The 26,861-nt window shown below is 74.5% G+C and carries 21 protein-coding genes; 7 read left to right on the top strand and 14 right to left on the bottom strand.

The genetic code is table 11. The features are described from left to right. Positions 1-193: 193 nt before the first annotated feature. The 8 genes from ACF1A1_RS33465 to ACF1A1_RS33430 form a co-directional block, all read right to left on the bottom strand. A complete protein-coding gene (locus tag ACF1A1_RS33465) occupies positions 194-2,734 on the bottom strand; it encodes a tetratricopeptide repeat protein (RefSeq protein ID WP_392004964.1) in 2,541 nt (846 codons plus the stop codon). Continuing rightward, the gene (locus ACF1A1_RS33460; RefSeq protein WP_392004962.1) at positions 2,731-4,056 is read right to left on the bottom strand and encodes a hypothetical protein; all 1,326 of its coding nucleotides are present in this window, start codon (positions 4,054-4,056) and stop codon (positions 2,731-2,733) included. The genes ACF1A1_RS33465 and ACF1A1_RS33460 overlap by 4 nt, the downstream gene beginning before the upstream one ends. A 63-nt stretch (positions 4,057-4,119) precedes the next feature. Next, a complete protein-coding gene (locus ACF1A1_RS33455; RefSeq protein ID WP_392004960.1) occupies positions 4,120-5,148 on the bottom strand; it encodes a glutamate ABC transporter substrate-binding protein in 1,029 nt (342 codons plus the stop codon). A 32-nt stretch (positions 5,149-5,180) separates the two neighbouring features. Beyond that, entirely contained in the window at positions 5,181-6,554 is a 1,374-nt protein-coding gene (locus ACF1A1_RS33450; protein ID WP_392005006.1) for a hypothetical protein, read from the bottom strand. Between the two features lie 231 nt (positions 6,555-6,785). Further along, positions 6,786-7,757, bottom strand: a complete 972-nt coding sequence (locus ACF1A1_RS33445) for an N-acetylglucosamine kinase (protein ID WP_392004958.1) — start codon at positions 7,755-7,757, stop codon at positions 6,786-6,788. After that, positions 7,748-9,013, bottom strand: a complete 1,266-nt coding sequence (locus ACF1A1_RS33440; RefSeq protein ID WP_392004956.1) for a 6-phospho-beta-glucosidase — start codon at positions 9,011-9,013, stop codon at positions 7,748-7,750. Before ACF1A1_RS33440 ends, ACF1A1_RS33445 begins: the two co-directional genes overlap by 10 nt. Positions 9,014-9,216: 203 nt before the next feature. Beyond that, positions 9,217-10,428, bottom strand: coding sequence for an ROK family protein (locus tag ACF1A1_RS33435; RefSeq protein WP_392004954.1), 1,212 nt, complete (start codon positions 10,426-10,428; stop codon positions 9,217-9,219). Between the two features lie 251 nt (positions 10,429-10,679). Continuing rightward, positions 10,680-11,783 (bottom strand): mechanosensitive ion channel family protein, encoded by a 1,104-nt coding sequence (locus ACF1A1_RS33430; protein ID WP_392004952.1) that lies wholly within the window; start codon positions 11,781-11,783, stop codon positions 10,680-10,682. A 314-nt stretch (positions 11,784-12,097) separates the two neighbouring features. Here ACF1A1_RS33430 and ACF1A1_RS33425 point away from each other — a divergent pair, with 314 nt between their 5' ends. Continuing rightward, positions 12,098-12,634, top strand: a complete 537-nt coding sequence (locus ACF1A1_RS33425) for an HNH endonuclease (RefSeq protein WP_018545075.1) — start codon at positions 12,098-12,100, stop codon at positions 12,632-12,634. A gap of 158 nt (positions 12,635-12,792) precedes the next feature. Here the strand turns inward: ACF1A1_RS33425 and ACF1A1_RS33420 are convergent, their stop codons facing one another. The 5 genes from ACF1A1_RS33420 to ACF1A1_RS33400 are packed head-to-tail and all read right to left on the bottom strand — an operon-like array spanning position 12,793 to position 17,123. Next, positions 12,793-13,395, bottom strand: coding sequence for a hypothetical protein (locus tag ACF1A1_RS33420; RefSeq protein WP_392004950.1), 603 nt, complete (start codon positions 13,393-13,395; stop codon positions 12,793-12,795). Further along, on the bottom strand, positions 13,392-14,735 hold the full coding sequence (locus ACF1A1_RS33415; RefSeq protein WP_392004948.1) for a hypothetical protein: 1,344 nt from the start codon (positions 14,733-14,735) through the stop codon (positions 13,392-13,394). The genes ACF1A1_RS33420 and ACF1A1_RS33415 overlap by 4 nt, the downstream gene beginning before the upstream one ends. Continuing rightward, the gene (locus ACF1A1_RS33410; RefSeq protein WP_392004946.1) at positions 14,732-15,520 is read right to left on the bottom strand and encodes an ABC transporter ATP-binding protein; all 789 of its coding nucleotides are present in this window, start codon (positions 15,518-15,520) and stop codon (positions 14,732-14,734) included. Before ACF1A1_RS33410 ends, ACF1A1_RS33415 begins: the two co-directional genes overlap by 4 nt. 26 nt (positions 15,521-15,546) lie before the next feature. Next, positions 15,547-16,530: a zf-HC2 domain-containing protein gene (locus ACF1A1_RS33405; RefSeq protein ID WP_392004945.1), complete on the bottom strand. Its 984-nt coding sequence runs from the start codon at positions 16,528-16,530 to the stop codon at positions 15,547-15,549. Then, on the bottom strand, positions 16,527-17,123 hold the full coding sequence (locus tag ACF1A1_RS33400; protein ID WP_392004943.1) for an RNA polymerase sigma factor: 597 nt from the start codon (positions 17,121-17,123) through the stop codon (positions 16,527-16,529). Before ACF1A1_RS33400 ends, ACF1A1_RS33405 begins: the two co-directional genes overlap by 4 nt. Before the next feature lie 225 nt (positions 17,124-17,348). Here ACF1A1_RS33400 and ACF1A1_RS33395 point away from each other — a divergent pair, with 225 nt between their 5' ends. The 4 genes from ACF1A1_RS33395 to ACF1A1_RS33380 all read left to right on the top strand — a co-directional run bounded on the left by ACF1A1_RS33395 (position 17,349) and on the right by ACF1A1_RS33380 (position 22,298). Next, positions 17,349-17,561, top strand: coding sequence for a hypothetical protein (locus ACF1A1_RS33395; protein ID WP_392004941.1), 213 nt, complete (start codon positions 17,349-17,351; stop codon positions 17,559-17,561). Next, positions 17,561-19,747 (top strand): 4-alpha-glucanotransferase, encoded by a 2,187-nt coding sequence (gene malQ, locus ACF1A1_RS33390; RefSeq protein ID WP_392004939.1) that lies wholly within the window; start codon positions 17,561-17,563, stop codon positions 19,745-19,747. The genes ACF1A1_RS33395 and malQ overlap by 1 nt, the downstream gene beginning before the upstream one ends. 537 nt (positions 19,748-20,284) lie before the next feature. Next, positions 20,285-20,578 carry a hypothetical protein gene (locus ACF1A1_RS33385; protein ID WP_392004938.1) on the top strand — a complete coding sequence of 98 codons (294 nt, stop codon included), beginning with the start codon at positions 20,285-20,287 and terminating at the stop codon, positions 20,576-20,578. A gap of 247 nt (positions 20,579-20,825) precedes the next feature. Next, positions 20,826-22,298, top strand: coding sequence for an FAD-dependent monooxygenase (locus ACF1A1_RS33380; protein WP_392004937.1), 1,473 nt, complete (start codon positions 20,826-20,828; stop codon positions 22,296-22,298). Between the two features lie 49 nt (positions 22,299-22,347). On the opposite strand, the gene ACF1A1_RS33375 is transcribed toward ACF1A1_RS33380, so the two are convergent. Continuing rightward, positions 22,348-22,851, bottom strand: a complete 504-nt coding sequence (locus ACF1A1_RS33375) for a MarR family winged helix-turn-helix transcriptional regulator (protein WP_392004935.1) — start codon at positions 22,849-22,851, stop codon at positions 22,348-22,350. 117 nt (positions 22,852-22,968) lie between these two features. On the opposite strand from ACF1A1_RS33375, the gene ACF1A1_RS33370 reads away from it, so the two are divergent. Together ACF1A1_RS33370 and pepN are read left to right on the top strand one after the other, a co-directional pair. Next, positions 22,969-23,880, top strand: coding sequence for an EamA family transporter (locus ACF1A1_RS33370; protein ID WP_392004934.1), 912 nt, complete (start codon positions 22,969-22,971; stop codon positions 23,878-23,880). A gap of 313 nt (positions 23,881-24,193) precedes the next feature. Further along, entirely contained in the window at positions 24,194-26,761 is a 2,568-nt protein-coding gene (pepN, locus tag ACF1A1_RS33365; RefSeq protein WP_392004932.1) for an aminopeptidase N, read from the top strand. Positions 26,762-26,861 lie beyond the last annotated feature (100 nt).

Below are 26,861 nucleotides of genomic sequence, written 5' to 3'. Positions count from 1 at the left end.
CGCCCCGCGCCTCCGCGCCCGGCGGCACTCTCGCGGAGCCGTTCATCGTGAGGGTCGGGTTGTCGTGCGGGCGGGGCGGTACGGCGGACAGGTCGTATCCGCACGCTCCGCAGAAGCGGTCACCCGCGTCGAGCGGCTCCGCGCAGCTCGGACACGTCGGCAGGGCGGCCTGCCGGGGCATCTGGGACATCAACTACACCCACGTCCGGGGGCGGTAACGATTGGCACGTTCCACCAGGTCGATCCTCTCCTCACCGCCGGTCGCCAGCCGGGCCAGCGTGCGGTACGAACGCTCCAGTCCGAAGCGGAGCCCCCGCTCGTCCAGGTCGCTGCCGAGCAGCACCCGCCGGGCGCCGGGGCCGGCGCCCTGGCCACCGGAGAGTATCCAGTCCAGGGCGCTGCCGAGGACCTCGGCCGACAACTGCTCGCGCCGCGTCGGGTCCAGCCCGTACGCGTCCAGCGCCTCGACCTGTGCCGCGGCGGCGGTGAGGTCCTCCAGAAAGGGTACGTCGGAGGCGGCCGCCGTCCGCTGCCGGAGCCGGGCGCGGACGGCCGCGACCCGGGCGGCGGTGTAGTGGATGGAGGACTCCGGCACCGACTCCAGCGTCCGTACGGCGCTTCTGCGGTCGCCGGCCGCGAGCTGGACGCGGGCCAGGCCGAACGCGGCGCTCACATAGCTCGGGTCGGTCGACCACACCAGCCGGTAGTACTCGGCGGCGTTGTCCAACTGGCCCAGCATCTCCGCGCACAGACCGAGCGCCAGCTTGGGCGCGGGCTCGCCCGGGAAGGCGTCGTAGATCGCGTCGAAGGCGAGCGCGGCGCCCTCCTGGTCGCCGGTGACCAGTGCGGCCACGCCCCGGTACCACACGACCCGCCAGTCGTCGGGCCGTTCGCCCTCCAGCTTGGTCAGGGACATGAGGGCGGCGTCGCAGTCGCCGTTCTCCAGCCAGGCGCGGACCTGCCGCAGCCGGGTCTCGACCGAGGGCGCGGCCGCGGCCGCGAGGGCGGTGATCAGCTCTGCCGGGGCGGAGGTCAACAGGCCCGCGAGGAACCCGGCGTTGGGGTCGCCCGGGTCGACGTGCGGGACGGGCAGCGCGAGGGCGGCCGCGGGGGCGTTGACCGGCTTGACCAGGCCGGGGGTGACGACCGTCGGCGTGGGCACGCCCGAACCGACCGCCGGCGTGCGCACGCCCGAACCGACCGCCGCCCGGGGCGGGCCGGCCGGCCGGGCTCCCAGCCGCGACACCTCCCCGTCCAGCGTGGGGACCAACTCCGTGTCGGTGACCTTCACCTCGGGCCCGAACAGCGTCGACAGCGCGGGCCGCGCCCGGCCGCTCTGCAGCGAGACGACCTCGCGCAGCACACCCGTCAGCTGCTCCGCCATCTCCTGCGCGGAGGCGAACCTGCGGGCCGGGTCGGGGTCGGTGGCGCGGACCAGGAGCCGGTAGAAGGACTCGTACCGGCGGAAGACCTCGATGCCGTCCGGGTCGGGCAGCGAGTCGGCGTAGACGGTGGTGTAGCCCTGGAAGTCGAAGGTGAGGACGGCGAGGGTGCGGCCCACCGTGTAGAGGTCGCTGGCCACCGACGGGCCGACCTCCGCGACCTCCGGCGCCTGGTAGCCGACCGTGCCGTAGATGGCCGACTCGTCGTCGTCCATCCGGCGCACCGCGCCCATGTCGATCAGCTTGAGCTGGTCCTCGGTCTGGATCGCGTTGTCGACCTTGAAGTCGCAGTACAGCAGGTTGCGGCTGTGCAGATGGCCGAGGGCCTCCAGGGCCTCGATGCCGTACGCGCAGGCCTGCTCCACCGGCAGCGGGTCCCGCTTGCCCTCGGGGGTGCGACGGGAGTTGGCGATCTCCTTCAGGGACTTGCCGCCGACGTACTCCATGACGATGTAGCCGTCGAGTGAGCCGGTGCGCTGGTCGAGGTGTTCGACGAAGTTGTAGATCCGCACGATGTTGGCGTGCTCGATCTCGGCCAGGAAGCGGCGCTCGGAGATCGCCGCGGCCATCGCGTCCTGGTCGCCGGTGTCGAGGAGGCCCTTGAGGACCACCCAGCGGTCGGAGACCGCGCGGTCCACGGCCAGGTAGATCCAGCCGAGACCGCCGTGCGCCAGACAGCCCACGACCTCGTACTGGCCGTGGACGACGTCGCCGGCCTTCAGCTTGGGCACGAAGGAGTACGGATGGCCGCACTTGGTGCAGAAGCCCTCCGTGCGCCCCGGCCGGTCACCGCGGGAACGGCCCACCGGGGCACCGCAGTCCGAGCGCGAGCAGAACCGCTTGCGCTCGGGCACCTCGGGGTTGTCGAGGACCATCGCGCGCGGGTCGGGCTTCGGCACCTGCGGCACCGTGACCAGACCGACGCCCAGCCGGGCGCGCCCGGAGGAGCCGGCCGTCGAGCCGGAGCTGCGCACCGACACCGAGCGGCCGGTCGACGTGCCCGACAGCGACCGGGAGAGGCGTCCCGACACCGAACGGCGCGACTTCGCCGACTGCGAGGACGTCCGCGTGCTGCGGGCGCTGGGACGCGAACTGCCGCTGCCCGCCGAGCCCTTGCCGCCGCCCGTCACCCCGGTGGGGGGTGAGGCGACCAGTCCTCCCCCAGAGGGGGGACCCCCGGCCGAGACGACCGGGGCCAGACCGCAGGTGTCGCAGTACAGCTCGCCGCCGCCCATGTCCTCGTACGCCCCGTCGCAGCCCGGCCGCTGGCACGGCTGCCCTGCCTGACTCATGACCTCGACTCCCCCCTACGGTCCTGGGGTCCGCCCTGCTCCGGCACCCGTGGGACGGTGAGCAGTTCGGCGGCCGCCTGCTGGTAGCGCAGGACGGCCTGTTCGGCGACGCGCAGGTCGCAGGGCGCGCTCCACAGCATGCGGCGGGCCGCGTCGTACCGCTCGACGAGCAGCGGGTCCTCCGCGAGGCCGTGCCGGGCGACCTTCGCCTTGTACGCGTCGAGACGGCCGCGCAGCTCCGCGCGGACCGCCAGCGGCGCGGTGACCGCGGTCAACGACTCGCGGGCGCGCAGCAGTTCGTCCTCCGCCTTCCGCTCCAGGGACTCGAGCAGCGGGGACAGCCGGTGCCACTGGGCCTGCCGGCGGTACTCGGCGGCCGTCGCCAGCTGCTCCTGGAGCGCGGTCGGCGGGCCGCTGACGACCGGCACCTCCGTCGCGGCGATCTTCGCGAGCACCTCGCCGCGCGCGGTCCTGGCCTCGGCGAGCGTACGGTCGGCGCGGCTGAGCACGTCCCGCAGTCTCACCAGCCGCTTCTCCGCATCCTGACGCACCGTCAGAACCGCGTCGATCTCACGGCGAACGTCCTCCAGGGCGCGCGCCTCACGGTCGTAGACCGTGGTGTCGGGGCGGCCTCCGCCGGGCGCCGAACTGCCCTGCGCGGGCACCCAGAACGCCAGCGGGTCGGACACCACCTGCTCGCGCAGCCGGGTCAGCGTGCGCGTGATGCGCTCCAGGTCGTCACCCGCCGGGTGCTCACCCGGGCGTACGCCGACGGAGTGCGCGAGCTGCCGGGTGCGCTGGAGTTCGGCGGCCAGTAAATCGATCCGGGCGGGCAGCGCCGACCACACCGCGTCGGCGGCGACGACCATGTCCAGCGACGAGGCGTACAGCTCGTTCATCCGGTCGACCAGCTCGGTGAGGGACAGGCTCTGGCTGAGCAGGCCCGCGCCGTGCGGTGCGGGCGCGCCCGCGAGCGCCGAGCCGGCGACCGTGACGGACTCGCCGCGCAGCAGTTCCGTCAGCTCCACCAGGTCCTCACGGCTGGACCAGCGGCGCCGCGAGCGGATCTCCCGGGCGGAGCGCAACGCGTCCGTGTACGCGTCGAAGTACGCCCACAGCAGCGTGATCGACGCCTCCGTGTCCGCCCAGCGCGCCTCGGTGACGCCGGTGAGCCGGGCACCCTCGAGGAGTCTGCGGCCCGCGTGGTCCTGGAGGGCCAGCAGCGAGGTCTCGATCGCCTCGTGTTCCTGGCCGAGCCGGGCCAGCGCACGGTCCACCTCGTCCCGGTCCATTACCGGCCCGGGGGGTCCCGTGACGCCCATCGATCACCTCTCGCTGCTGTGTCGGTCTCTCGCTCGGTCCGCCGCCGCCCGCCCGTCGGTCCGTCAACTCGTGCGCAGGTACTGCGGGGCGGGCGGTTTCGAGGTCGCCGCGTCCTCACCCAGTGTCGCCGACAGCCACTTGTCGTACGACGCCTGCCAGCCGTTCGCCCGGTACTGCACCAGGATCTGGTTGACCCGGCGTACCAGATCGTCGGCTTCCTTCTTCATCGCCACCCCGTAGTACTCGGTCGTGAAGGGGTCGCCCTTGAGTTCCACCGTGGGGTCCTGGGCGGCCTGGCTCGCCGCCAGTGCGCCGTCGGTGACGACCGCGTCGGCCTCGCCGAGCTGCAACCGCACCAGGCAGTCGAGCTGGTTGGGCACCGTGGCGGAGATGTCGGTGGTGGCGGGCAGCCTGCCGGTCCTGCGGTCCTCGGTCAGCCGCGTGCTGGCCGTCGAACCGGCCGCCGTGCAGACCCTCTTCTTCGCCAGCGTGTCGTTGTAGCCGGTGATCGTCGAGGACTTGGGCGCGAGGACCGTCTGGCCCGTCCTGAAGTACGGGGCGGAGAAGGCGACGTCCTTGATGCGGTCGCAGGCGATCGTCATCGTGCGCACGACCATGTCGACCCGGCCCTCCTGGATCGCCGGGATGCGCTGGTTGGTCGGAATGGCCTTGAACTGCACCGCGTCGGGGTCGCCGAGGAGGTCCTGGGCGATCCGGCGCACCAGGTCGATGTCGAAGCCCTCCAGGGCGGCACCGGTGGTGTTGGGGTCGCGGTAGCCCCAGCGGTAGCTGTTCTGGTCGACGCCGACGATCAGCTTGCGCTTCTCGCCCTGCCGGGCCTTGATCGCGGCGATCGTCGGGCCGTCCGCGGCCGACGGCGACAGCGTCTGCTTCTCCGGGTCCTCGCACGGCGAGTCGGCCGCCGGGGTGCCGTCGGCCACGCCCGGGCCGCCGACGCCGGTGCTGCCGTCGCCGTGCGACTGGGTCCACGGCAGCAGCAGCGCGAAGGCCAGCGCGAGGGCGCAGACGACCGCCATCGCACCGACTCCGCCCCAGCCCCTCAGGCCGGCCCGTATCCGTCGCGCGAGCATCGTCACACCCCTTCCCACCGGTACGCCCCCTTTCACCGGTACTCCGACAGCCTGCGGCCGATGCCGAGGACCGCGCCCGCCGCGCCCAGGACGGCGAGGACGGCCGCGCCCAGCGGCAGGCCGCCCATCGCGTCCAGGCCGTCGCCGGCCGCCCGCTTGAACTCGTTCTGCTCGTGCGTCAGCGCGCTCGCCAGATTGTCGTCCACGCTGTCGAAGCACTCGCCCGTCGCGCCCTTGCCGCCGATCACCAGGGCCAGCGCCTGCTCGTAGTTGCCGTTGTCGTCCTGGGCGCGGGCCGCGGTGTGGCGCTTGCGCCACTCCGCCATGTTGCTCTCGGCCTTCTCGACGGGCTGCGCGCCGGTGGTGTCGTCGGCGAGCCGCCGCGCCTCGGCGAGGCCCTTGGCGAGGGCGCCCATGTCCGCGGAGAAGTCGTGGTCGTACGCGTCGACCGTCTCGTCTCCGGCCTTCACGGTCTCGGCGCCGCGGGCCACCAGGGTGAGGTTCTCGTTGCCGCGGGCCTTGAGGGAGGCGATGCGGGCGTCGTGCAGGACGTTCAGCGAGCGCACGCCGTGGTCGTAGGAGTCGTGCAGGCCCGCGCGGGCCACGCTGTGGCCGACGACGAGCCAGAGGAGGACGACGGTGGCGGCCGCGGTGGCCGCGACCAGGCCGTGGTTCAGCACCCGGTTCGTACGGCGGTAGGTGCGGTGCTGGGTCCAGGCGAGCGCGGCCAGCGCGAGGACGCCCAGCGCGATCGCCGCCCACGGGTAGGGCGTGGCGTCCGCGTAGTCGTCCCGCAGGCGCTGGTTCTCCTTCTTGTAGAGGTCCTCGGCCGCCGGGAGCATCTCCTGCTGCATCTTCTGGTTGGCGTACCGCAGGTAGGCGCCGCCGACCGGGAAGCCCTGCCGGTTGTACGTACGGGCGCGCTCGACCAGGCCCTTGTACTCGGGCAGCAGCTTGTTCAGCTTCGTGATGGCCGCCGCGGAGGGGGAGCCGGGGTCGGAGTTGTTGGCCGCGGTGACGAGTTTGGCGGCGGCCGTGTCGATGCCGTGCTCGTAGCGCTCGCGGGACTCGGCCGTCTCCTGACCGCCCGCCAGGAAGCCGCTGGAGGCGGCGGTGTTGGCGTCGGCGAGGGAACGGTAGATGTCGGCGGCGGCCGTGCTCAGCGGCTGGCTCTTGTGGAGTACGTCGTCGGCGGCGGCCGCCCGGTCGGTCGTCTGCCAGGCCGTGACGGCGCCGAAGCCGACGACGAGGAGGGCGAGGAGGGCGCCGATGATGCGGAGGCGGCCGGGCTCGGTGGTGGCGGCGGCCCGCACCTGGTCGACGCCCTCGGCGAAGGCCGTCCGGCGGCTGGGCGGTGGTGCGGTACTGGTCGGTGCCGGGTTTGCCACGTTGCTGACCTCCCCCATGGTCATCTGTCGGCGCAAGTATCGCCGGTGGGGGCGGTCCTGCGCACCGGGCTTCACTGGATCTTGATCAGATCGCAGTCGGGCCCTGCTCCTGAACACGTTGTGGGTGTGTGTTCGGTTCCGTGGCGGGGGTGGGGTCGTGGCCGGGTGGGGGCTGCCGCGTGGCTGGTCGGGGCCGCGTGGCGGAGCCGCGTCCGGAGACCGTGCCGCGCCCCTCGGGGTGCGTGGCGCTCACGCCGCGAAAAACGTCCGCGTCCTCTCCTGGGCCTCCCTGGCCGCCCCCACCCGATCCAGCCCCAGCAGCGCCGCCCCCAGCACCGGTCGCTCGCGTACCACCCCCGGCACCGCCTTCGGCGCCCGCGCAGCCAGCAACTCACGGACGCGGTCGTCCAGTTGCTCATGCCGTGCCGTGAGGACACCTCCCCCCAACAGCACCGGCGTCTCCTCCTCCAGCAGCTCCAGCCGGGTCAGGGCGACCACCGCCATCGTCACCACCTCCTCCGCCAGGCGGCCGACGATCGTGCGGGCGACCGGGTCGCCGTCCGTGGCCGTGGCGAGGAGGACGGGGGTCAGTTCGTGGCGGCGGGCGGGCGGGACGTGTCCGAGGTGGAGGGCCTCGATCAGGGCGTCCATGGACGGCAGTCCGAAGTGGGCGGGCAGGGTGCGGGCCAGTGCCGTCGGGCCGCCCCGGCCGTCCTCCGCCCGCGCCGCGTGCCACAGCGCCTCCTCCGCCAGGCCCCAGCCGCCGCCCCAGTCGCCGGAGACGCGGCCGAGGGCGGGGAAGCGGGCGGTGCGCCCGTCGGGGCGCAGGCCGACGCAGTTGATGCCGGCGCCGCAGACGACGGCCACGCCCCGGGGTTCGGCCACGCCCGCCCGCAGGACCGCGAAGGTGTCGTTGCGGACCTCGACGGACGAGCCCCACGCGCGCGCGTGCAGGGCCGCCGCCAGCCGTTCCTCCTCGACCGGCAGGTCGGCGTTGGCCAGGCAGGCCGAGACATGGGCCGCCGAGGTGACGCCGGCGGACGCGTACGCGCGCGTGACGGTGTCGGCCAGGGCGTCCACCGCCGGGCCGACGCCGACCGTGGGCGGGCGGAAGCCGCCGCCGCGGGCGGTGGCGAGGACCTCCCCGCCGGCCGCCACGACCGCGACGTCGGTCTTGCTGTTGCCCGCGTCGATGGCGAGGACGCTCGCGGTCAGGCCCACGCGAGGTGCTCCCGGTTGTGGGCGATCAGCCGGTCGGCGAGGGCGTCGGCGGACGCGTACTGGCCGATCAGGGGGTGGGCGAGCAGGGCCCGGACGACGCGGCCGCGGCCACCGTGCAGGGCCGCCTCCAGGGCCAGGTCCTCGTAGGCCGTCACGTTCGCGATCAGTCCCGCGAACAGCGGATCCGGGGGTGCGACCGGCAGCGGTGACGGGCCCGTCGGGCCCACCGCCGCCTGGACCTCGATCACCGCGTCGTCCGGGAGGAAGGGCAACGTGCCCCGGTTGTGGGTGTTCACCACCTGGCAGGGGCTGCCGGAGCCGGTCAGCAGCGCCGCCGCCAGGTCCACCGCCGCCTCCGAGTAGTAGGCGCCGCCGCGCTCGGCCAGCAACTCCGGCTTCCCGTCCAGCGACGGGTCGCCGTACATCCGCAGCAGGTCCCGCTCCAGCCGCGCCACCTCCGCCGCCCGCGGCGGCTTCGCCTGCAGCTCCTGTACGACCTCGTCGTGCGCGTAGTAGTAGCGCAGGTAGTACGACGGGACCGCGGACAGGCGGTCCAGGAGGGCGCGGGGCAGGTGGAGGCCGGCGGCGATCGTGTCGCCGTGGCCCGAGAGCAGCTTCGGCAGCACGTCCTCTCCCTCGGGGCCGCCGAGGCGCACCCCCGTCTCCCAGGTGAGGTGGTTGAGGCCCAGGTGGTCGAGGTGGACCTCGGCCGGGGGGACGCCCAGCATTCCGGCGAACCTGCGCTGGAAGCCGATCGCCACGTTGCACAGCCCGACCGCCCGGTGGCCGGCGCGGAGCAGGGCGCGGGTGACGATGCCGACCGGGTTGGTGAAGTCGATGATCCAGGCGCGGGGGTTGGCCCGGCGGACCCGTTCGGCGATGTCCAGGACCACAGGGACCGTGCGCAGCGCCTTGGCCAGGCCGCCCGCGCCGGTCGTCTCCTGGCCCACGCAGCCGCACTCCAGGGGCCAGGTCTCGTCCCGCTCGCGGGCCGCCTGGCCGCCGACGCGGAGTTGCAGCAGGACCGCGTCGGCGCCGTCGACGCCCGCGTCCAGGTCGGAGGTGGTGACGATCCGGCCGGGGTGGCCCTGCCGGGCGAGGATGCGCCGGGCCAGGCCGCCGACCAGCTCCAGGCGGTCGGCGGCCGGGTCGACGAGGACCAGTTCCTCGACGGGCAGGGTGTCCCGCAGGCGCGCGAAGCCGTCGACGAGTTCGGGCGTGTAGGTCGAGCCTCCGCCGACCACGGTGAGTTTCATGTCTGCCTCGACCCTTCACTCCGGTCGGGGTGACGCCCCCCACGCACACCCTGGACGCACGCCTCCCGCGCGAGGGCCGTCGGGGCGGTCGGGGCGGTAGCCGTCCCCCGGACGGCTTCGGGTGGGGGTGTGGGCACGACGGGCCTCCTCGCAGGGGCGGGACAGGGCGGTGAGGTGAGGCGAAGGGGAGTCGGCGGGCCGGGTCAGCGGGAGGTGTCGAAGACCTCGTCGCGGGTGGCGGCCAGCGCGCTCTCCAGCGCGCCGCGCAGCACCGGGCGTTCGGTGACCTGGCCGACGACGAGCTTCGGCCGGGAGGCGGCCAGCTCCTCCAGTTCGGCCTGGACGAGGGCGCGCAGTGCCTCGCCGCCGGCGGTCAGGGCGGCGCCGCCGAGGACGACGAGTTCGGGGTCGAGGACGGAGACGAGGGAGGCGAGACCGGTGGCGAGCCGGGTCGCGTAGGTCCGCAGCAGCAGCCCGTGCGGGACGGTGTCCTCAGTGGCGGCCCGCCGGACGAGCGCGGCGGCGGCCTCGGCGTGCGGACCCGAGGGGATGTCCGTGATGCCCAGTTGCCGGGCCAGTCGGGGAATCGCCTGGGAACCGGCCAGTTCCTGGTAGCCGCCACTGTTGGCCCTGGTCACCTGTCGGACGAGGGGCGCGCCCGGAACCGGCAGGAAACCCACCTCCCCCGCGCCTCCGGTCCAGCCGCGGTGCAGCCGGCCGCCGAGGACGAGGGCGGCGCCGAGACCTGCCTCGTTCCACAGCAGCACGAAGTCGTCGTGGCCGCGGGCCGCGCCGAGCCGCTGCTCCGCGACGGCGACCAGGTTGACGTCGTTCTCGTACTCGACCGGCATCGGCAGCGCCGCGGCGAGGTCGTCGAGCAGGGTGGGGGAGTGCCAGCCGGGGAGGTGGGAGGCGTAGCGCAGTCGGCCGGTGCCGGGGTCGAAGGCGCCCGGCGTGGCGACGACCAGCCGTCGCACGTCGTCCCGGGTCAGTCCCGCCGCCTTCACCGCGCCGTCGAGCGCCTCGGTGACCTGCCGTACGACGGCCCCGGTGCCCTTCCTGCCGGGCGTGGGCACCTCGTGCGTGCCCACGGTGCGGCCGGTGACGTCGGCGACGGCGGCGAGGACGCGTTCGGGGGTGACGTCGAGGCCCGCGGCGTGGGCGGCGGCCGGGTTCACCTCGTACAGCTGGGCGTTGGGTCCGGGGCCCCCCTCGGTGGTGCCGGTCGCCAGGACCAGTCCGGCGGCCTCCAGGCGGGCCAGGAGCTGGGAGGCGGTCGGCTTGGAGAGGCCGGTGAGCCTGCCGATCCGGGTGCGGGACAGGGGGCCGTGCGCCAGCAGGAGGTCCAGGGCGGCGCGGTCGTTCATGGCGCGCAGGACGCGCGGGGTGCCCGGCGCACCGGCGGTACCTGCCATGGTCGACCCCTGCCTCTCGGCTGCCCGGCTCCTCGGTGACCCTCGGGGGAAGTCCGTCGAGGGAGACCGTGCCCCATCACTGTAAGGAAGGTTTCCTTTTGGATGCAGGGAAGGTAGGCCCGCCGTGGAGCGACCGTCAAGAGACCACCGCCGAGCGACACGGTCGTCGCCTCGGGCAGCACACGACGAACGGCCGGCGCGTCAGGCGCCGGCCGTTCGTCGTGCGGTGGTCCGGGGGCTCGTCGGCCGCGTCACTTCAGGGGAGCGGTGGGCCCCGCCGGAGTGATCGGCGTCGCCGCCTGGGCCTGCGGGGACGCCGAGTTGGAGTACACCGACGGGGCCGCGACGCCGGCCGTCGGGTCCGCGTCCGGGGCCCCCTCCGCGGGAGCGGTCGCACCGCCGACGATGCGGATGTCGGCGGCGTCGAAGGCGCGCTTGATGCGCCAGCGCAGCTCGCGCTCGACCGTGAGGGCCTTGCCCGGCATCGTCTTCGCGGAGACGCGGACCACCATCGAGTCCAGCAGCACGCTGTCCAGGCCGAGCACCTCGATCGGGCTCCACAGGAGCTCGTTCCAGGGCTCCTCCTTGCCCATCTTGTCGGCGACTTCGTCCAGGGTGGCCTTGACCCTGTCCAGGTCCTCGCTCGCCTTGACGGTGACGTCGACGCCGGCCGTCGCCCAGCCCTGGGAGAGGTTGCCGATCCGCTTGACCTCGCCGTTGCGGACGTACCAGATCTCGCCGTTGTCGCCGCGCAGCTTGGTCACGCGCAGACCGACCTCGATGACCTCGCCGGTGGCGACGCCCGCGTCGATCTGGTCGCCGACGCCGTACTGGTCCTCCAGGATCATGAACACACCGGAGAGGAAGTCCGTGACCAGGTTGCGGGCGCCGAAGCCGATCGCCACGCCCGCGACGCCGGCGGACGCCAGCAGCGGGGCCAGGTTGATCTCGAACGTGCCCAGGATCATCAGCCCGGCCGTGCCGAGGATGACGAAGCTCGCCACCGAGCGCAGCACCGAGCCGATCGCCTGCGAGCGCTGGCGGCGACGCTCGGCGTTGACCAGCAGACCGCCCAGGGCCGTGCCGTCCACCGCCTGCACCGTGCGGGTCATGCGATCGATGAGCTTGGTGATCGCCCGCCGCACCACCATTCTCAGGATCCCGGCGATCACCAGGATCAGCAGGACCCTCAGGCCGATCGCCAGCCACGTCGACCAGTTCTGCTCGACCCAGCTGGCGGCGTTCGTCGCGCTCTCCTGGGCGTCCTGGAGCGTCGGGACCGTCACCGTCGGTGACTCCGAGGGGGTCGGCGACGGTGACGAACCGGCGGCCAGTAGGGCGGCGGACAAGGACACGACAGGTACCTCCACGTGCGGCACTGCTCCGTCCGGTGCGGCGGGCACGGTGTTCAAGGTCACGAAAAGGTCACCGGAGGGGCAGGACAACCACACTAACGGGGCATCGTGTGTGCTTCGGCGGGATACGAGAAGGAGAGACCGTGCTCACCTGCGCTTGAACGGGTTGTCAACCGGGGGATGCTTTTCCTGTGGTCGAAAACACTCCCAGCCCGTTACCGGGACATGGTGGCGCGCCCACCAGGCGAGAGGGGAGACTGACCACAGTTCGTCCCGGCGCGAGCCACGCGCCGCCGACGCCCGAGGAGGCATCCGTGCCGCATGTCCTGGTCCTGAACGCGTCGTACGAGCCACTCGGCGTCGTACCGCTCCGCCGCGCGCTCGTCCTCGTCCTGGAGAACAAGGCCGTCTCCCTCGAGGAATCCGGCGCCTTCCTGCACAGCGCGACCGTCACTGTCCCCGCACCCAGCGTGGTCCGGCTCAAGCGATTCGTCCGGGTTCCCTATCGGGGGCCCGTTCCTCTCACCCGCCGCGCGCTCTTCGCCCGCGACGGCGGCCGGTGCATGTACTGCGGTGGCGTCGCAACCAGCGTCGACCACGTCATCCCGCGCAGCCGCGGGGGCAAGCACGTCTGGGACAACGTGGTGGCGTCCTGCCGCCGCTGCAACCACGTCAAGGCCGACCGGCACCTCGTCGAACTCGGCTGGCGGCTGCGCCACAAACCCGCCCCGCCCACCGGTCTGGCCTGGCGCATCATCGGCACCGGCCATAGGGACCCGCGCTGGCTGCCGTACTTGCAGCCGTACGGCGCGGACGACGCCCTGGCCCGGATCGACGGCATCTCCGCCTGACGGTCCGGGCCTTCGCACGCTCCGTGGCCAGGATCCCGCCGCCCTGGCCACGGGGACTGCCGCCTCCCGGGACGAACGGATCGGCCGGGCCCCTCGGGGCCGGCCCGGCCGAGGCTCCCGCCTCCCGTCGCGGTGGCTCGGCGGCCGGCCCTCGTGGTTCAGTCGCGCGCCCCTTCCGGCCGCGCCCCGCGTACGACGTACAGGGCGGTGCCCAGGGCGAACGCGGCGGCCGCCACGAGCCAGGCGCCCGTCTGGGGACCCGGCTGCATCGGCCAGGCCCACACGGTGACCGCGCGCCCACGCACCCCGCCCGACGCCAGGTACGCCGCGCCGACGTAGCCGAACGCCGGCAGCCAGCTCAGCCGCGCCCCGAGCAGGACGGCCGCGGCCGCCGTGACGCCGACGCAGCCCAGGGTGTTGCGGATCATCGCCGGGGGCCCGAAGGCGAGGGCGTTCCCGAGGACGGCGAGCGGCAGCAGCGCCGCCGCCGACGCGGTCAGGCCCAGCAGCTGGGCCAGCCGCCGCGGCCACCAGGGGCGTACGGCCGTACGGTCCAGCTCGTCGGTCGGGGTGTGCAGGCTCGCCCCGATCACCGCGGCGGCCAGCAGCGGGGCCAGAGCCACGATCGGTACCCGCTGATGCGGATCCAGGTGGGCGTCCAGCCGGCCCGCCGCCCACACCGCGAAGGCGACGGTCCCGGCGAGCGCGGCGACGGTGGCGGGGAGCGTACGGGAGCGGGCGAAGAGGAACGTACCGGTCACAGGTCCGGCACCCCGCTCGGGTCGCAGTCGCCCGCCGACGCGAAGTACGCCGACAGCCACTCCCGGCGTTCGTCCTCGCCCATCGACGCCAGCCGGGCGCGCGCCGCCCGCCGCTCCCCCAGCTCGGCGCGCCGGGCCTCGTCGCCCCCGGCGTCGTGCTCGTCGAAGTCCTCCTGGAGGGGGTTCGGCGCGAGGTAGTGGGTCACCGCGTCGTCCGCCCGGTGCACACGGGCCTGGAGGCGGTCGCAGTCCCCGCGCGCCTGGAGCGCCTGCACCGCCTCCCACGCGTACTGCTCCGGATCGGTCAGCCGACCCCGCACGACCGACCAGCCGAACGGCGTCAGCATCGGCAGCTCGGCCTCGTCCCGCCCCGGGTCCCCCGGACGGTCCTCGAACCGCACGGGCAGGTTCCGTACGCCCTCCAGACGGCCGGTGATCCCCGACAGGGCGTCCGCCACCTGCGGCAGCAGGCGGGCGTTGCGGGCGTTGACACACACCTGGGGCGTGGTCGACGTGTCGCACACCTGGCGGTCCCGGGCCGGGTCGGCGTGCCACAGGCCGTCGTTCCCGGCCCGCACCAGCAGCGCGCCCGCCGTCAGGGCCGCCGCCAGCGGCAGCAGGGCCGCCCAACGGCGCCGGGCCGCGTACGCCAGCACCGCGGCCGCCGCCGCGCCGGACACCCACACCGCCATCGCCACCGGCTGCCACGGGACCGGGACCGTGCCGACGCCGACCGGGAAGGCCGGGTTCAGGAGCCGTCCGGAGCCGCCGCGCGCATCCTCGGCGAGACCCAGGGCGACGAACCCGGCCACCGCGAGCAGCGGAGCCGCCGGCCGCCAGGCCACCAGCCGTCCCACGACCTGCCCCGCGACCGAAGCCGCCGCGAGCGCCACCACGTCGGCCGGCAGCAGGTCCGTGCCGGGCCGGTCACCCGTGGCGTACGGCCAGGTGGCCAGCAGCGCACCGGCCGCGGCGACCGCGTACCCGGCGGCCACCCACAGCGCCACCGGCAGCGCCGACACCAGGAACCGGGCCAGCGGCCCGCGCGCGACCGTCGCCCACAGCTCCTCCGTACGGCGCCGGCGCTCCCGCCCGCCTTGCCGGCAGCCCGCGGCCGCCGCCAGCGGCAGGACGATCAGCAGCGCTTCGTGGGTCCGCGACCGCGTCTCGGCCCACCCGCCCTGCCACTGCTCGGCCGACCCGGCCAGCAGCACGGCCGTCGTCAGCAGGACGGCGACGCCGGCGGCCGGCGCGAAGCCGCGGAGGGTCTCGGCGCGCAGGGGACGGGCCGGGCCGAACGCTCCGCGCCGCGTCCTGGGGACCTCCCGTACGAGGGTCATCGCGTCGCCCCTCTGACGGCCGCCGCCGGGTGCGGCCGGCCGCGATGGGCCCGCAGCGCCGCCGTGTAGCCCCGCTCGATCGGGTTGTCGCCGACGCCGTCCGGGCCGTCGCCCAGTGCCGCCAGCTCGGCCGGTGTACCGCGGTAGGCGACCCGGCCCGCGTCGAGGAGGGTGACCTCCGTGCAGGCGGCGGCCACGTCCTCCACCAGGTGGGTGGAGACGACGACCGTCGCGCAGGCACCCAGCTCGCGCAGCAGCTCGCGGAACTCCACGCGCTGCTCGGGGTCCAGGCCCGCGGTCGGCTCGTCGAGGAGCAGCACGTCGGGGTCGTTGACGATGGCCTGGGCGATGCCGGCGCGGCGGACCATGCCGCCGGACAGCGTGCGCACCTTCGCGTCGATGCGGTCGCCGAGGCCGACCCGGGAGACGGCCCGTTCCACGGCGGCCGGGGTGTCGGCGGAGGGCAGCTCCTTCAGCCAGGCCACGTAGGCGACGAACTCGCGGACCGTGAAGCCCGGGTAGTAGCCGAACTCCTGGGGCAGGTAGCCGAGCCGGCGGCGGACCGGGCCGCGCCGCCGGGGCTCGCCGACGTCCTCGCCGAGGAGTTCGACCCGGCCGTCGTCCGGCTGGGCGGCGGTGGCCAGGACGCGGACGAGGGAGGTCTTGCCGGCGCCGTTCGGGCCGAGCAGGCCGTGCACGCCCGGGCCGAGGCGGAGGTCCACCGCGTCGAGGGCGACGGTTTTGCGGTGCCGGACGCGCAGGCCGGTCACTCGTATCGTGCTCAAGGGGTCTCCGTCGTAGGAAGAGGGGGTCACCGTCGGGCCGCGCGGTCGTAGGCGGAGCGGCGGGCGGCCAGCGCCGCGGCGCACAGCACGGCCGCGGCCGCCCACGCGCCCTGGGCGAGCGGGCCGTCGAGGCAGCTGGACAGGTGTTCGGTCAGCCGGGTGAGCGGGGCGCCGGCGGGCGAGGACAGCGCCGGGACGAGGACCGCGGCCAGCCAGCCCACGCCGGTCACCGCCGTGGCGGCACGGCAGCCGACGTACCCGGCCAGGGCCAGCGAGGCCAGCGTCAGCGCGAGCCCCGGCAGCAGCCAGGCGGCCGCGCCCGGCGCACCGGAGGCGGGCAGCAGCAGGGCGGCGAGGGTGAGCAGCGGCAGGCTGACCGCCAGGACGGCGGCCGTCCGCGTCAGCAGCAGCCGCAGCCCGCCGGAGGGGGTGGCCGCCGTGATCTCGTGCAGCGGGTCGGCGTGCGGCCCGTAGGACAGGGCGACCCCGAGGACGGGGACGACCGGCGCGACGGCCAGCAGCAGCGGACGGGCCGCCTGGACACCGGCCCCGTACGCCAGCCCCACCGCCCCCAGGGCGACGACCAGCACGGCCACCGGCCAGGCACCGCGCACGGCGGGCCCGGCGGCCCACAGGACACGCGCGAGCCGGACGGAGCCGAGAGAGGACCGGAGACGGGCGCGCGCGGAGGGGGAGGGGGAAGGGGAGACGGGGTGAACGGGCGAGGGCAGCGGGAGGGGGGCGGGCGAAGGAGCCGGCGAGGGTCGCGGGGAGGCGACGGGCGAAGGCGCAGGCGGGGTGAGCGGGGTGGCGGCTGCCAGGACCGCCGCCCGCACCTCCCGCAGCACGACGCCCGCCGCTCCTTCGCCGACCGCGTGCGAGACGCGCGAGGCGCACCTCACGCAGTGCTCCAGGTGCTTGTCCAGGGACCAGGCGTCCGCCTCCGCGAGGGAGCCGTCGGCGTACCGGGCGACCAGGTCGTCGGACGCGTGCCAGTCGGTCGGGCTCATGCCGGGCCTCCCGCCGGGGTCGGGCTCAACTGGGCCAGTGCCGCGCGCAGTTCGGCGCGGGCGCGCATCGCGCGGGTCTTGACCGTGCCCTCGGGGATGCCGAGCAGCCGTGCCGTCTCCCGGGTGGTGAGCCCGTCGACGACGGTCGCGCGCAGCACCTCCCGCAGTTCCGGGGAGATGCGCTCGAGGGCGGTGCCGACGTCGCCGAACTCCAGACCGGCCAGCACCCGTTCCTCGGCGGACGGCAGGGCCCCCGCGGGCGCCTGCTCGACGCGGACCGTGTCCATCGGCGCCGTCTCGATCCGCGTGGCCCGCTCCTGCGCCCGTCGCGCGTCGACCAGACGCCGGGCGGCGATGGTCCACAGCCAGCCGCCGGCCTCCCCGCCGCCGTGCCCGGCCGCCGACCGCCACACGGTGACGAAGGTGTCCTGGAGGACCTCGCGCACCACCTCGGGGTCGGCGCAGCGCCGGGTCAGCCGCGCGTGCAGCCAGCCGGCGTGCCGGTCGTACAGCGTGGCCAGGGCGGCCGCGTCCCCGCCTGCGACGGCCCGCAGCAGTGCCGCGTCGGTGTCGCTCTCCCCGTGGCCCCTCATGGGGCGGAACAGTCTCACACCCTGTCTGTCGGCCGGCCCGTCGCCGACGGTTCACCCCCGCACCGCGACGCGGCCGACATGTCGTGATCATCACGTTCTGCAAAGAATGTCCGGGTGAGGGATGTGACGAGATGCGCGTTGCCCGCTCCCCGACGTCTGCGCGCGCGCCCGCTGGGTAGGGCTGCGGTTGACCTGTCAGACGCCGTACCCGACAAGGAGGCCACCGTGGCCGCGTCGACCCACCCCCTGCTGCTGGTCCACTCCAAACGCCCGGCGGAGCCGACCGCCGTCCTCGAAGAGACCCACCTGTGTGTGTTCAGCGCGGAGGGAACTTGCGCCGAGGCCCCGCTGACCAGCGAGCCGCCGCTGCCCGACGCCGAGCCCCTCACCAGCGAGCCGCCGCTCGCCGCCGCGGACTCCGACGTCACGAGGCCCTGATGACCGCACCCCGGCCGGCCGCACCCCCCGACGAGGAGCTGACCCGCCTCGCCGCCCTGCACGGCGTCGCCACCTCCTACAGCCCGTCCCCGGACCGTACGGTCACCGCCTCGGCCGCCGCCGTCACCCGCGTCCTGGCCGCCCTGGGCGTCGACGCGAGCGGCCCGCGGGCGGTCCGTGCCGCGCTCGCCGCCCGGGAACGGGAGCTGGGCGAACGGCTGCTGCCACCGACCGTGGTGTCCTGGAGCGACAACGCCGAGGGCGACGGCGGTGGCGGCAACGGCGATGGCGGCGGCGGTGACACCCCGGCCGCGCTCGCCGCGCTCCCGCGGGGCACCCGGCTGCTGGTCGAGACCGAGCAGGGCGAGACCCGCGCGTCCGTCGAGCGGCTCCCGCCGGGGGTCCACCGGGTGACCGCCACCGCGCCCGACGGCCGCACCGCCCGCGCCCACCTGGTCGTGGCCCCGCCCCGCCTGCCCGCGCCCGGGGGACGCACGTACGGACTCCTCGTCCAGCTCTACTCCCTCCTGTCCGGCCGTTCCTGGGGCATGGGGGACCTGGGTGACCTGGCCGAGCTGGCGGGCTGGGCCGGGCGGACGCTGGGGGCCGGGTTCGTGCAGGTCAACCCGTTGCACGCGGCCGTGCCCGGGGCGCCGACCGACCCCTCCCCGTACCGGCCGTCCTCCCGCCGCTTCCCCGACCCGGTGCATCTGCGGGTGGAGGACGTCCCCGAGTTCGCGTACGTCGCCGACCCCGACCGGGTGCGGGCGCTGGCGGAGCGGGCCGGGCGGCTGCGGGAGACCGTGCTGGACAAGGGGGCGCTGATCGACCGGGACGCGGTGTGGGAGCTGAAGCGGGAGGCCCTGGAACTGGTCGCCGCCGTGCCGCTCGGGCCCGGCCGGCGCGCCGCCCACGGCGACTTCCTCGCCGAGGAGGGCGAGGCGCTGGAGGACCACGCCACGTGGTGCGCGCTCGCCGAGGTGCACGGCTCCGACTGGCACCGGTGGCCGGAGGGCCTGCGGGATCCCCGGTCCGAGGACACCACGCGGGCCCGCCGTGAGCTGAGGGACCGGGTCGACTTCTGGTCGCGTCTCGCCTGGCTCACGGACGCCCAGCTGACCGCCGCCCAGCGGACCGCGCGGGAGGCGGGCATGCCGGTCGGGATCGTGCACGACCTCGCCGTCGGCGTGCACCCCGGCGGCGCCGACGCCTGGGCCCAGCAGGAGTACCTGGCCGCGGGCATGTCGGTCGGCGCGCCGCCGGACGCCTTCAACGCGCGCGGCCAGGACTGGGGCCTGCCACCGTGGCGCCCGGACCGGCTCGCCGAGTCGGGCTACGCGCCGTTCCGGCGGCTGCTGAGGGCGCTGTTCCGTTACGCCGGCGCCCTGCGCATCGACCACGTCATGGGCCTGTTCCGGCTGTGGTGGGTCCCCCAGGGCGAGCCGCCCACCGAGGGCACCTACGTCCGCTACGACGCCGAGGCCATGCTCGCCGTCCTGGTGCTGGAGGGGTCCCGGGCGGGCGCGGTGGTGATCGGCGAGGACCTCGGCACCGTCGAGCCGGGCGTACGGGAGGCCCTGCGCGAGCGCGGGGTGCTCGGCACGTCCGTGCTGTGGTTCGAGCGGGACTGGGAGGGCGACGGACGCCCCCTGCCCCCCGACCGCTGGCGCGCCGGCTGTCTCGCCACCGCCACGACCCACGACCTGCCGTCCACCGCCGCCCGGCTCACCGGCGAACACGTCGACCTCCGCGACCGGCTGGGCCTGCTGACGCGGCCCCTGGAGGAGGAGCGCGCGGAGGCCGCCGCGGACACGGGGGAGTGGCGGGAGCTGCTCGCCCGGCTCGGACTCCTCCTGGGCACCGGCGGGGGCGGCGGCCCGTCCGCGGAGGAGGCCGAGGTCCAGGCCGTCCACCGCTTCCTGCTGCGCACCCCGGCCCGCATGATCGGCGTCTGGCTCCCGGACGGCGTCGGCGACCGCCGCCCCCAGAACCTCCCCGGCACCTGGGACCAGTACCCGAACTGGCGACTGCCGATCGCGGACGCGGAGGGGCGCCCGGTGACGCTGGAGGAGCTGGCGGCGTCCCCGAGACTGCGCGCGCTGATCGACGTCCTGCGCGACACCGGTGCGCCCGGCACGGCCGGGACGCCTCGGACGGGAGCGGGCGCCGACCACCCGTCCGGGTGAGTCTGGGGACGGGCTCGTCCGGGGTCGAGGTGGGGGCTCGGGGGCGGCAGCCCTCGGCAGCCCGGGACACCGGCACCGGGACACCGGCCCCGTACAGCGGGTCCGGTGCCGGCCCCGTACAGCGGTTCCGGACACGGTCCTGTGGACACCGGTCCCGGACACCGGCACGGCGGGGACGCCTCGGACGGGGCGGACACCGACCACCCGTACGGGTGAGTCCGAGGACGAGGCTTGTCCGGGGCCGAAGCGGGGGCTCGGGGGCGGCAGCCCCCGGCAACCCCGGACACCGGCCCGGGACACCGGCCCCCCTGGGCACTGGCCCGGACACCGGCCCCGGCCACCGGCCCTGGGCACTGGCCCGGACACCGGCCTGGACACCGGTCGGACATCGACCCCGGACACCGGCCTGACATCGACCCGGAAACCGTCCTCGGACACCGGCCCCGAGACCCACCCCGCCACCCCGGCACCAGCGCAGGCGGCCCATACGGCACCCCGGCCGCGCGGTGCTCCCCGCCGTTCGCTAACTTGGGCACCGTGGACAAGAAGAACGCCCTGCGCGCCGGCGCCCTGGCCGCCGGTACGACGCTGATGATGCTGCTCATGTCGTCCCCCGCGCTCGCGCTGACCCGCGACGACGGCGACGACCCCGGCACGGGCCTGAGCGTCATCGAGACGCTGGGCCTCTTCGTGGTGGCCCCGATCGCGCTGTTCGTGGTCATCGCCGGCCTGGTGTGGGTCCTCGACAGGTCCAAGGACCGGCAGGACACCACCAGCTCCAACATCACCGTCAAGGACGAGGCGCAGACCAAGGCCAAGGCCAAGGCCTGACGGGGGGCGCTCCGGCGCTCCCGCCCCGCCGGACCCGCACCGGGTCCGCCGCACGCACCGCCGAGGGCGCCGCCCCCGTCGTCGTACGCGTTTCCGCCGTACGACCAGGGGAGCGGCGCTTTCGCGCGTGACGGGAGGAAGGGGACGTCAGGGGAACCCGTCGGGGATGTCAAGGGGCCGTCCGAAACGGGTCGGTGGGGGTGAACGGCCGTGGTTGACTCGTCGGCGTTGGCATCCAGGAGGCCCCATGAACGGCACCCCGCACGGCGCGAGCACCCCCCACCCGCACGCGGTCATCGTCGTGGGCTCCGGGCCCACCGGTCTCCTGCTCGCCGGTGACCTCGCCACCGCCGGCGTCCCCGTCACCGTCCTCGAGAAGCGGCCCCACAGGATCAGCAACCTCTCCCGCGCCTTCGTCCTGCACGCCCGCACCCTCGAACAGCTGGACGCCCGGGGTCTCGCCGACGAGCTGGAGGCCGTCGGCCGCCGCCTCGACCGCCTCCGCCTCTACGAGCGGCTCACCCTCGCGCTGGACACGCTCCCCTCCCGCTTCAACCACCTCCTCGTCATCCCGCAGTACGAGGTGGAGAAGGCGCTGGAGCGGCGCGCGGTCGAGGCCGGGGCGCGGTTCCGCCACGAGACCGAGGTGATCGGCCTCGCCCAGGACGCCGACGGCGTGACCGTCGAGGCCCGTACGGCCACCGGCGCGACGGAGACACTGCACGCCGCCTACGTCGTCGGCGCGGACGGTATGCGCAGCGTCGTGCGGAGCGCCGTCGGCCTGCCCTTTCCCGGCCGTTCCGTGATCCGTTCCGTCGTCCTCGCGGACGTCCGTCTCGCCGAGGAGCCGGAGACGCTGCTCACCGTCGACGCCGTCGGCGACGCCTTCGCCTTCCTCGCCCCCTTCGGCGACGGCTACCACCGGGTGATCGGCTGGGACCGGAGCCGTGACGTGCCCGAGGACGAGCCCCTCGGCCTCGACGAGGTCAGGGAGATCACCCGCCTCGCCCTCGGCCGTGACTTCGGTATGCACGACGCCCGCTGGCTGTCCCGCTTCCACAGCGACGAACGCCAGGCACCCTCCTACCGCGTCGGCCGGGTCTTCCTCGCCGGCGACGCCGCGCACGTGCACACCCCGGCGGGCGGGCAGGGCATGAACACCGGGTTGCAGGACGCGGCCAACCTGAGCTGGAAGCTCGCCCAGGTGATCCACGGCCACGCGGACGACGTCCTCCTCGACACCTACCACGCCGAACGCCACCCCGTCGGCCGGACGGTGCTGCGCAGCAGCGGCGGCATCGTGCGTCTCGCGATGGCCAAGAGCCTCTGGCTGCGCGCGCTGCGCGCCGTGGGGGCGTCCTTCCTGAACGTCGTCGGCCCCGCCCGCCGCCGCGCCCTCGGCCAGGTCACCGGCATCGGCTACCGCTACCCGGCCCCCCGAGGCGCCCATCGCCTCACCGGCCGCCGCGTCCCCGACGTCCCCCTCGCCGACGGCCGCCGCCTGTACGAGGCCCTGCGCGGCGGCCGCTTCGTCCTGATCACCCCGCCGGACGCGTACGACGACCAGGGCGGCGCCCGCAAGGACCGGCTCGCCGTGGAGCACTGGGCGGACGACCGGCGCAGGGCGCTGCTGGTGCGCCCCGACGGGTACGTGGCCTGGGCGGCCGACACCGCCGACCCGGCCGCGATCGAGGGCGCCCTCGCCGCGCACGTCGGCTGAGGCGGCGCGGTCCCTCCGCCCCTTCAGGAGGGTCCCTCCAGGAGGGCCGCTACTTCTCCGTCGCGAGCAGCAACTCCCGCAGCAGGCCGGCCAGCAGGCCGGCCTGCTCGCCGGCCAGGGCGGCGGACAGCGCCTCCGTCTGGACGGCGAGACCCGCGCCGACCGCCTCATCGACCAGGGCCAGCCCCTGCTCGGTGAGCGTCACCCTGAGGCCCCGCCGGTCGTGCGGGTCGGGGGAGCGGCGCAGCAGTCCGGCCCGTTCCAGCTTGTCGAGGCGGCCCGTCATCCCGCCGGTGGTGAGCATGAGCGTCGCCGACAACTGGCGGGGCGAGAGGGCGTACGGCGCGCCGGAGCGGCGCAGGGTGGCCAGCACGTCGAACTCGCCGCGCGAGATCCCGAGCGACGCGTACGCCTTCTCCATGCGGTCGCCGATCGCGCGCGAGAGCCGGTGGATCCGGCCGAACACCTCCATGGCGGTGGTGTCGAGGTCGGGCCGCTCGACCGCCCACTGCTCGATGATCGCGTCGACCGGATCCCTGCGCTGTGCACTCATGCGGGGAGTATCCGGCGGACTCCGGTCACCCGCAAGAAGGTAGCTTGACCGCAAGTTGCTTAGCGCTAAGCTACTTATTGCCAAGCTACTCCCTCGCCTCGGAGAAGGGTGCCGGCCATGCCACGGCCCGCGACCGTCCTGCTCACCGCCCTCGCCCCCGTCTCATGGGGCACCACCTACGCCGTCACCACCGAGCTCCTGCCGGCCGACCGCCCCCTCTTCACCGCCCTGACCCGCGCCCTGCCCGCCGGCCTGCTGCTGCTCGCGATCGCCCGGGTGCTGCCGCGCGGCCTCTGGTGGGGCAGGGCGGCGGTGCTCGGCGCCCTGAACATCGGCGCGTTCTTCCCGCTCCTGTTCCTCTCCGCCTACCGGCTGCCCGGCGGCATGGCGGCCGTCGTCGGCTCGGTCGGACCGCTCCTCGTCGTCGGCCTCTCGGCGCTGATGCTCGGGCAGCGGCCCACCGCCCGGACCCTGCTGACCGGCATCGCGGCCGCGTCCGGCGTCAGCCTGGTCGTCCTGAAGGCGGCCGGGGCGCTGGACGCGCTCGGCGTGCTGGCGGCGCTCGCCTCCACGGCCTCGATGTCGGCCGGCACCGTCCTGACCAAGAAGTGGGGCCGCCCCGAGGGGGTCGGGCCCCTCGCGCTCACCGCCTGGCAGCTCACCGCCGGCGGCCTGCTCATCGCCCCCGTCGCCCTCCTCGTCGAGGGCGCCCCGCCCGCCCTGGACACCGGAGCCGTCGGCGGCTACCTCTACCTGGCCCTGGCGAACACGGCGGTCGCGTACTGGCTCTGGTTCCGCGGGATCGGCCGCCTCACCGCCACCCAGGCCACCTTCCTCGGCCCGCTCTCCCCGCTGACCGCCGCGGTCGTCGGCTGGGCCGCCCTCGGCCAGACGCTGACGGCGCCGCAACTGGCGGGCATGGCGCTGGCGTTCGGCGCGACGGTGGCGGGACAGCTCGGCCCGCGCACCGGCCCGGCGTCGCCCGGTTCACCCGCCGTGCGGGTACGCCGCCCCTACGCGCGGATCTGATCGAGCGGGCGGCGGTGGCGCATGCCGGGGCGTCCGTCGCCAGTCGACGCGGTCTGCTCGTTCGAACGCCGGCAGGGCTTGCGCGGCCGGGTCGTAGCCGCTCCAGCCTGTTCATGCGCGTGAGCTCAGGGAGACGGGCGCGGGCGGGCACGGGCCGGGGGTCGGGGGCTGCCGCCCCGGTGAGGCCCGCGGCGGCGCGAGACGACGGACGGGTGACGGACGAGGGGGCCTCGCGTCGAGGACCGGGTCGTCGCTCAACGCCGGGGTCGCGTGGAAGGATGACGCAACCGACACATAACGAGGAGATGACCGCGTGCCTGGCACAAACCTGACTCGCGAAGAGGCGCAGCAGCGGGCGAAGCTGCTCACCGTTGACTCGTACGAGATCGATCTCGACCTCTCCGGCGCGCAGGAGGGCGGTACCTACCGGTCCGCGACCACGGTGCGTTTCGACGTCGCCGAGGGAGGCGCCGAGTCCTTCATCGACCTGGTGGCGCCGACCGTCCACGAGGTGACGCTCAACGGCGACACCCTGGACCCCGCCGAGGTCTTCGCGGACTCGCGGATCGCCCTGCCCAACCTGCTCGAGGGCCGCAACATCCTGCGGGTCGTCGCCGACTGCGCCTACACCAACACCGGTGAGGGCCTGCACCGGTTCGTCGACCCGGTCGACGAACAGGCCTATCTCTACACGCAGTTCGAGGTGCCGGACGCCCGCCGCGTCTTCGCCTCCTTCGAGCAGCCCGACCTGAAGGCCACCTTCCAGTTCACGGTGAAGGCGCCGAGCGGCTGGACCGTCATCTCCAACTCCCCGACGCCCGAGCCCAAGGACGACGTCTGGGTCTTCGAGCCGACGCCCCGGATCTCGACGTACATCACCGCGCTCATCGTCGGCCCGTACCACTCGGTGCACAGCGTGTACGAGAAGGACGGGCAGTCGGTTCCCCTCGGCATCTACTGCCGTCCCTCGCTCGCCGAGTTCCTCGACTCGGACGCGATCTTCGAGGTCACCCGGCAGGGCTTCGACTGGTTCCAGGAGAAGTTCGACTACCCGTACCCGTTCAAGAAGTACGACCAGTTGTTCGTGCCGGAGTTCAACGCGGGCGCGATGGAGAACGCGGGCGCCGTCACCATCCGCGACCAGTACGTCTTCCGGTCCAAGGTGACCGACGCCGCGTACGAGCTGCGCGCGGAGACCATCCTGCACGAGCTGGCCCACATGTGGTTCGGCGACCTGGTCACCATGGAGTGGTGGAACGACCTGTGGCTGAACGAGTCGTTCGCCACGTACACCTCCATCGCCTGCCAGGCCTACGCCCCCGACAGCCGCTGGCCGCACTCCTGGACCACCTTCGCCAACTCCATGAAGACGTGGGCCTACCGGCAGGACCAGCTGCCGTCCACCCACCCGATCATGGCCGAGATCCGCGACCTGGACGACGTCCTCGTCAACTTCGACGGCATCACCTACGCCAAGGGCGCCAGCGTCCTGAAGCAGCTCGTCGCCTACGTCGGCATGGACGAGTTCTTCAAGGGCGTCCAGGCGTACTTCAAGCGCCACGCCTACGGCAACACCCGCCTCTCCGACCTCCTCGGCGCCCTGGAGGAGACCTCCGGCCGCGATCTGAAGGCCTGGTCGAAGGCGTGGCTGGAGACGGCGGGCATCAACGTCCTCCGTCCCGAGATCGAGACCGACGACGACGGCGTCATCACCTCCTTCGCGATCCGCCAGCAGGCCCCGGCCCTGCCCGCCGGCGCCAAGGGCGAGCCGACCCTGCGTCCGCACCGCATCGCCGTCGGCCTCTACGACCTGGACGGCGACAGCGGCAAGCTGGTGCGCGGGGAGCGCGTCGAGCTGGACGTCGACGGCGAGCTGACGGCCGTACCGCAGCTGGCCGGCAGGCGCCGGCCGGACGTCGTGCTGCTCAACGACGACGACCTGTCGTACGCCAAGGTCCGCCTCGACGAGAAGTCCCTCGCCTTCGTCACCGAGCACCTCGGCGACTTCGAGGCGTCCCTGCCGCGCGCCCTGTGCTGGGCCTCGGCCTGGGACATGACCCGGGACGCCGAACTGCCCACCCGCGACTACCTGTCCCTGGTGCTGTCCGGCATCGGCAAGGAGTCCGACATCGGCGTCGTGCAGTCCCTGCACCGCCAGGTCAAGCTCGCCGTCGACCTGTACGCCGACCCGACCGCCCGCGAGGCCCTGCTGACCCGCTGGACCGACGCGACGCTGGCCCACCTGCGGTCCGCCGACGCGGGCAGCGACCACCAGCTGGCGTGGGCGCGCGCGTTCGCGGCCACGGCCCGCACCCCCGAGCAGCTGGACCTCCTGGAGGCGCTGCTGGACGGCTCGCAGACGATCGAGGGCCTCGTCGTCGACACCGAGCTGCGCTGGGCGTTCGTGCAGCGGCTCGCGGCGGTCGGCCGGTTCGACGAGACGGAGATCGCCGCCGAGTACGAGCGCGACAAGACGGCCGCCGGTGAGCGCCACGCGGCGACCGCCCGCGCCGCCCGCCCGACGCCGGAGGCCAAGGCGGAGGCGTGGGCGCAGGTCGTCGAGTCCGACAAGCTGCCCAACGCCGTCCAGGAGGCCGTGATCAGCGGCTTCGTCCAGACCGACCAGCGTGAGCTGCTCGCGTCGTACACGGACGCGTACTTCGACGTCGTGAAGGACATCTGGGAGTCCCGCTCGCACGAGATCGCCCAGCAGATCGCGGTCGGCCTCTACCCGGCGATCCAGGTCTCCGAGGAGACCCTGCGCAAGACCGACGCCTGGCTGACCTCCGCCGAGCCGAACGCGGCCCTGCGCCGCCTCGTCTCCGAGTCCCGCGCGGGCGTCGAGCGCGCCCTGCGGGCCCAGGCGGCCGACGCACGGTAAGCCGTACGCCGTACGACGACGGGGGCGCCCGGTGTGACACCGGGCGCCCCCGTCGCGCGCGAGCACGAGGTCCGGAAACCGCCGGTGGGGCCGGGGCGCC

Source organism: Streptomyces sp. NPDC014995 (genome assembly GCF_043080745.1).
In the GTDB taxonomy this organism is placed as follows: Bacteria; Actinomycetota; Actinomycetes; order Streptomycetales; family Streptomycetaceae; genus Streptomyces.
Note: the sequence above shows the minus strand (reverse complement) of the source record. Positions and strands in the feature narration are given on the sequence as shown.

What these genes read in the sequence shown, in the direction of transcription:
- ACF1A1_RS33465 (WP_392004964.1), bottom strand. Translation starts at nt 2,734, where the DNA reads ATGAGTCAGGCAGGGCAGCCGTGCCAGCGGCCGGGCTGCGACGGGGCG.
- ACF1A1_RS33460 (WP_392004962.1), bottom strand. Translation starts at nt 4,056, where the DNA reads ATGGGCGTCACGGGACCCCCCGGGCCGGTAATGGACCGGGACGAGGTG.
- ACF1A1_RS33455 (WP_392004960.1), bottom strand. Translation starts at nt 5,148, where the DNA reads ATGCTCGCGCGACGGATACGGGCCGGCCTGAGGGGCTGGGGCGGAGTC.
- ACF1A1_RS33450 (WP_392005006.1), bottom strand. Translation starts at nt 6,554, where the DNA reads ATGGGGGAGGTCAGCAACGTGGCAAACCCGGCACCGACCAGTACCGCA.
- ACF1A1_RS33440 (WP_392004956.1), bottom strand. Translation starts at nt 9,013, where the DNA reads ATGAAACTCACCGTGGTCGGCGGAGGCTCGACCTACACGCCCGAACTC.
- ACF1A1_RS33435 (WP_392004954.1), bottom strand. Translation starts at nt 10,428, where the DNA reads ATGGCAGGTACCGCCGGTGCGCCGGGCACCCCGCGCGTCCTGCGCGCC.
- ACF1A1_RS33415 (WP_392004948.1), bottom strand. Translation starts at nt 14,735, where the DNA reads ATGACCCTCGTACGGGAGGTCCCCAGGACGCGGCGCGGAGCGTTCGGC.
- ACF1A1_RS33405 (WP_392004945.1), bottom strand. Translation starts at nt 16,530, where the DNA reads ATGAGCCCGACCGACTGGCACGCGTCCGACGACCTGGTCGCCCGGTAC.
- ACF1A1_RS33400 (WP_392004943.1), bottom strand. Translation starts at nt 17,123, where the DNA reads ATGAGGGGCCACGGGGAGAGCGACACCGACGCGGCACTGCTGCGGGCC.
- malQ (WP_392004939.1), top strand. Translation starts at nt 17,561, where the DNA reads ATGACCGCACCCCGGCCGGCCGCACCCCCCGACGAGGAGCTGACCCGC.
- ACF1A1_RS33380 (WP_392004937.1), top strand. Translation starts at nt 20,826, where the DNA reads ATGAACGGCACCCCGCACGGCGCGAGCACCCCCCACCCGCACGCGGTC.
- ACF1A1_RS33375 (WP_392004935.1), bottom strand. Translation starts at nt 22,851, where the DNA reads ATGAGTGCACAGCGCAGGGATCCGGTCGACGCGATCATCGAGCAGTGG.
- ACF1A1_RS33370 (WP_392004934.1), top strand. Translation starts at nt 22,969, where the DNA reads ATGCCACGGCCCGCGACCGTCCTGCTCACCGCCCTCGCCCCCGTCTCA.